Source organism: Devosia sp. (assembly GCF_028290645.1).
Lineage (GTDB): Bacteria > Pseudomonadota > Alphaproteobacteria > Rhizobiales > Devosiaceae > Devosia_A.
The window spans coordinates 1-5,139 of the sequence record NZ_JAQGJL010000120.1 but is presented as its reverse complement, the minus strand read 5'-3'; the positions used below and the strand labels follow the sequence as shown (position 1 = coordinate 5,139).

The following is a 5,139-nucleotide window of genomic DNA, read 5'->3' as shown; positions in this document are numbered from 1 at the left end:
GGGGAGGGGACAGGGGTGGGGGTCGGTGATCGCGTTTTTTTAGCCCGCCACTTGTCCCAGCCCCAGCGGTCCCCATCTTTTCCCTCGTGAACGAGGGCACCCCGATGACCGACAACCTTCCCGACCGCGCGACTGCTCCCGAGCTGTTCGAGGGCGTGTTGCTGCGCCGGGCTGTGGCCTGGCTGATCGACTGCGTGATCATCGGGTTCATCACAGTCGTGGCGCTGCTGTTCGGCGCCGTGCTGGGCATCGTGACCCTCGGGCTCGGCTTCCTTGCCTTGCCGGTCATCATTCCGCTCGCCATCCTGGGCTACTATGCCGCAACCCTGGGTTCGCCCATGCGGGCGACCGTGGGCATGCAGGCGATGGACATCGTGCTCACGCCGGTGCGCGGCAGGCCGCTCGATGGCTGGGCAATCCTTATCCACCCCATCCTGTTCTGGGTAACCGTCTGGATCTCCTGGCCGTTCTCGATCGTCTTCGCGCTGTTCACGCCGCGTCAGCAGATGATCCACGACCTCGTGGTGGGCACCCTGATGATCCGCCGCTCGCCCATGCAGCGTTTCTGGCGCGCCGGGAACATGCACTCTGCGTGATCCAGTGCGCCTTCGTGATCGGCCATTGCCGGGTCCCGTCGTCGCGTCTATCCTGATCGGATCGCTCGAAGGACGACGATGACCGATCAGACGCCCGAGAACACCCAGCTTTTTCTCACGGCGGCCATGCCGTGCCCGTATCTGCCGGGCCGCCAGGAGCGCAAGCTCTTCACCCACCTCACCGGCCGGCGGGCCTCTTCGCTCCATCACCTGTTGAGCGACAACGGCTTCCGGCGCAGCCAGAACCTCATCTATCGCCCCGCCTGCGACGGCTGTTCGGCCTGCCAGTCGGTCCGCATCGTGGCGCAGGAATTCGTCGCCTCGGCGCGCTACCGGCGCATCCTCAAGGCCAATGTCGATGTTGCGGTGGAGGTGTGCCAGCCGCGCGCCACCGCCGAGCAGTTTGCGCTGTTCAAGCGCTACCTCGAAGCCCGCCACGCCGGCGGCGGCATGACGCAGATGAGCTTCGTCGACTACGAGTACATGGTCGAGGACACCCCGGTGCAGACCGTGGTGGTGGAGTACCGGCTGAATTCCCACCCGCAGCGCCCGCTGGTGGCGGTGGCGCTGACCGACGTGATGCCTGACGGGCTGTCGATGGTCTACAGCTTCTACGATCCTGACCTCGATAAGCGCGGCCTCGGGAACCTGCTCATCCTCGACCACATCGAGCAGGTGAAGCTCGCGGCGCTCACCTACGTGTACCTGGGGTACTGGGTGAAGGACTCGCCCAAGATGGCCTACAAGGGCCGGTTCCGGCCGCTCGAGGTGCAGCGCGGGCCGCTGGGGTGGAGAAGGCTGGAGTAGTCCGAAGATCCCTCATCCGGCGGTACGCGCCACCTTCTCCTCGACGGGAGAAGAATAGCTGCGGCACACTCGGTGCCATTCCTCTCCCCGTCGGGGAGAGGGTTGGATCGCTCGAAGCGCGAGACAGTGAAGGCCTTACCCCACGAACCGATTATTCCGCGGGAACCCCGTCGGCGGCTGCCGGCCGGCTGAGGCGCGTTCGCCGACCCATTCGGCCAGCTCGGCCATCGTCTTGGTGTAGGTGCGGCCCGACGAATCCATCCAGGTGAGGCCGGTGGCCCAGGGGAAGGTCTTGAGGTCGCTCAGGCCGCCGTCCTTGTATTTCTGCAGCCGCACGCCCTTGCCGCGGCCCATTTCTGGCAGCTGGGCGAGGCCAAACACCACCATCTTGCGGTTCTCGCCGATGACCGCGACCATGTCGCCATCGACGGGGACGATCAGCCGCGCTTCCTCGGAGCCGGAGACGTTGAGGACCTGCTTGCCCTTGCGGGTGTTGGCGATCAGCTCGTCCTCGGAGACGACAAAACCGTCGCCCTTGCGCGAGGCGATGACCCGCTTGCGGCCGGGGCGGTAGACGAAGAGATCGACCAGGTCCTGGCCTTCCTCGATATCGACCATCAGCCGCACCGGCTCGCCCTGGCTGCGGCCGCCGGGGAGGCGGTCGCCGGCGAGGGTGAAGACCTTGCCACCGGTGGAGAGCAGCAGCAGCTTGTCGGTGGTCTGGGCGTGGAGGAAGAGTTTCAGCCGGTCGCCGGTCTTGAAGCCCTTCTCGTCGATCTCGGTGGTGTGGCCGCGCATCGAGCGGATCCAGCCCTTTTCGGAGAGGATCACCGTGATCGGCTCGCGCTCGATCATCTGGGCGGAGACTTCGTCGTGGTCGACATCGATCGCGGTCGCGAAGTCGGTCTTGCGGCGCCCGATCGGATGCGGCTGCCCCTTGGCGTCGAGCTTGGGATAGGCCTTCTTCAGCTCGTTGATCTGCGTGGTGATCTCGCCCCACTGCTTCCTGTCCGACGCCATCAGCGCTTCGAGATGCGCCTCTTCCTCGGTGAGGCTCTTGTGCTCGGTGCGAAGCTCGATCTCCTCGAGCTTGCGCAGCGAGCGGAGCCGCATGTTGAGGATGGCTTCGGCCTGCACGTCCGAGAGATCGAACGCCGCCATCAGCGAGGCCTTGGCGTCGTCCTCCTCGCGGATGATGCGGATCACCTCATCGAGGTTGAGGTAGGCGATGATATAGCCGTCGAGCACCTCGAGCCTACGTGCGATCTCGGCGAGCCGGTGCCGGGTGCGGCGGACCAGCACGTCCTTTCGGTGCTCCAGCCAGGCGACGATCGCTTCCTTGAGGCTCATCACCCGGGGCACCGTGCCCTTGTCGAGCACGTTTAGGTTGAGCGGGATGCGCTGCTCGAGGTCACTGAGCTTGAACAGCTGCTCCATCAGGATGGCGGGATCGACGGTGCCGGCGCGCGGCTCGATGACGAGGCGCACATCGTCGGCGCTCTCGTCGCGGATGTCCTTCAGGAGCGGCAGCTTCTTTGCCAGCAGCAGTTCGGCGATCTTTTCGACCAGCTTCGACTTCTGGACGCCATACGGCATCTCGGTGACGACGATCTGGTAGACGCCGCGTCCCTTATCCTCGCGCACCCAGCGCGCGCGGAGGCGGAACGAGCCTCGGCCGATCTCGTAGGAATTGGCGATCGAAGCGGCGTCCTCGACGAGGATGCCGCCGGTCGGGAAATCCGGGCCGGGGATGAAATGCATCAGCTCGGCGATGGTCGCCGATGGGTTCATGATCAGGTGCAGCGCCGCATCGCAGATCTCGGCGACGTTGTGCGGCGGGATCGAGGTCGCCATGCCGACCGCGATGCCCTGCGAGCCGTTGGCAAGAAGGTTGGGGAAGTTGGCGGGGAGCACCGAGGGTTCCTCGGTGGCGCCGTCATAGGTCGGCTTGAAGTCGACCGCGTTCTCGTTGATGCCCTCGAGCAGCCGCGAGGCCACCTCGGTCATGCGGGCTTCGGTGTAGCGATAGGCTGCGGCGCCGTCGCCGTCGATATTGCCGAAATTGCCCTGCCCATCGACCAGCGGGTAGCGCATGGCGAAGTCCTGCGCGAGGCGGACCATGGCGTCGTAGATCGACTGGTCGCCGTGCGGATGGAAGCTGCCGATCACGTCGCCGACGACCTTGGCGGACTTCTTGTAGGCGCCATCGGGATCGAGCCGCAGCAGGCGCATGGCGTGCAGGATCCGGCGGTGCACCGGCTTCAGCCCATCGCGGGCATCGGGCAGGGCGCGCTGCGTAATAGTGGAGAGCGCGTAGGAGAGGTAGCGCTCTTCGAGCGCGTGGCGCAGATCGACGACCTGGTTGTCCTCGCCGTCCGGGGGAAGGGTCTTGTCGGCGCTCATTGTGGGGTCAGGCTCATGCGAATCATTGCCGCACTATAGCCGCTTGGCCCCGGGCCGGGGGTGCAGCAAGGCCGCATCCCGGCGATTGCAGCCATCCCATTGCACACTGGCCGATGCGGAGTACGATCCGGGTACCCTGCTGGATGGTTATAGATGCTCCGCCTCATTCTCGTGCGCCATGCCAAATCTGCCTGGGATGATCCGGGCCTCGCGGACATCGACCGGCCGCTGGCGGAGCGTGGGCTCGAGGCGGCCGCGTGGATCGGCGACACGCTGGCGAGGCTCAAGCTCGTCCCGGAGATTATTCTCTGCTCGCCGGCACGACGGACGCGCGAGACGCTGGAACTGGCAATGGCCCGCCTGGACGCCGATCTGCGCCAGGGCGAGGTGGTGTGGAGCGATGAACTCTACGAGCAGCGAGACGAGGATTATATCGACGTCATCGCAAGGGATGGCGGCGATGCGGGCGTGCTGATGCTGGTGGGGCACAACCCGGCCACAGAGGAAACGGCGACATTACTCGCCGGCAAGGGCGATCCCCAGGCGCTCGCCCGGCTGATGGACAGGTTCCCGACCGGCGCCATCGCTGTACTGGACTTCGACGTCGCTCACTGGAGGGCCGCGGAACGCGGCACAGGGCGCCTCGTGCATTTCGAGCGCCCGCCCAAGAACTAGGTTGGGAGCGCCCGGAGGGCGCTCCCAAAGCTCAACGGTTAGAGGTTGCAGCGGTGGTAGCGGCCGTCATAGCCGTAGAACATATCGGTCTCGGCATTGTACGACCGATACCGGTCCTCACAGGCGGCGACGTGCTCGTCGAAGCCGCTATTGTCGCGGTTGACGCTGCTGGCGAGGGCGGCGCCTACGGCGAAGCCGAACAGGCCGGCCGCGAAATTGCCCAGGTAGGGCCGGTTCCAGCGATACCAGTTGCGGTAGTCGTTGGAGCCCCAGCGGTTGTGGTTGCGGCGCCAGTCATCGCAGCCACGCCAGTTCGGATGCGAGAGGCACTGGCTGGAAACGTAGCGCTGCTGCTGGCCCATGCCGAAGCTGATGGTAGCGGCGCTGGCCGGGGCGGGGATTGCCATGATGCCGGCGAGAACGGTCGCGACGGCGGCGGAAGCGATCTTGTTCATTTTGAAGGTCTCCACGTGTTCTTGTTATTGCAGACGATCTCAATGAACCCCGAAACGCCCCATTTGGTTGCCTCACGAGTCCGGCACTACCATCCCTTGGAATCTTTGCCGCCGCCGTGCTACACGCGGGCAAGCCGAAAGCACCCACCGCACCTCCACGGGAGACGCCCATGAGCGCCGCCACGTCCCTTCCGCTCTTCCCC

At 65.6% G+C, this 5,139-nt stretch carries 5 protein-coding genes; 3 read left to right on the top strand and 2 right to left on the bottom strand.

Annotation, left to right across the window (positions count from 1 at the left end; translation table 11 throughout):
* The first annotated feature begins 104 nt into the window (after positions 1 to 104).
* The gene (locus JWQ89_RS06965; RefSeq protein ID WP_299639583.1) at positions 105 to 596 is read left to right on the top strand and encodes an RDD family protein; all 492 of its coding nucleotides are present in this window, start codon (positions 105 to 107) and stop codon (positions 594 to 596) included.
* A 78-nt stretch (positions 597 to 674) separates the two neighbouring features.
* On the top strand, positions 675 to 1,403 hold the full coding sequence (locus JWQ89_RS06960) for an arginyltransferase (protein ID WP_299639582.1): 729 nt from the start codon (positions 675 to 677) through the stop codon (positions 1,401 to 1,403).
* Positions 1,404 to 1,538: 135 nt separating this feature from the next.
* On the opposite strand, the gene parC is transcribed toward JWQ89_RS06960, so the two are convergent.
* Positions 1,539 to 3,806 (bottom strand): DNA topoisomerase IV subunit A, encoded by a 2,268-nt coding sequence (parC, locus tag JWQ89_RS06955; protein ID WP_299639581.1) that lies wholly within the window; start codon positions 3,804 to 3,806, stop codon positions 1,539 to 1,541.
* Between the two features lie 153 nt (positions 3,807 to 3,959).
* Between parC and JWQ89_RS06950 the strand changes: the two genes are divergently transcribed.
* Positions 3,960 to 4,481, top strand: coding sequence for a histidine phosphatase family protein (locus tag JWQ89_RS06950; protein WP_299639579.1), 522 nt, complete (start codon positions 3,960 to 3,962; stop codon positions 4,479 to 4,481).
* Positions 4,482 to 4,519: 38 nt separating this feature from the next.
* Here JWQ89_RS06950 and JWQ89_RS06945 read toward each other — a convergent pair whose 3' ends face one another.
* The gene (locus JWQ89_RS06945) at positions 4,520 to 4,936 is read right to left on the bottom strand and encodes a BA14K family protein (RefSeq protein WP_299639577.1); all 417 of its coding nucleotides are present in this window, start codon (positions 4,934 to 4,936) and stop codon (positions 4,520 to 4,522) included.
* Between the last annotated feature and the right edge of the window lie 203 nt (positions 4,937 to 5,139).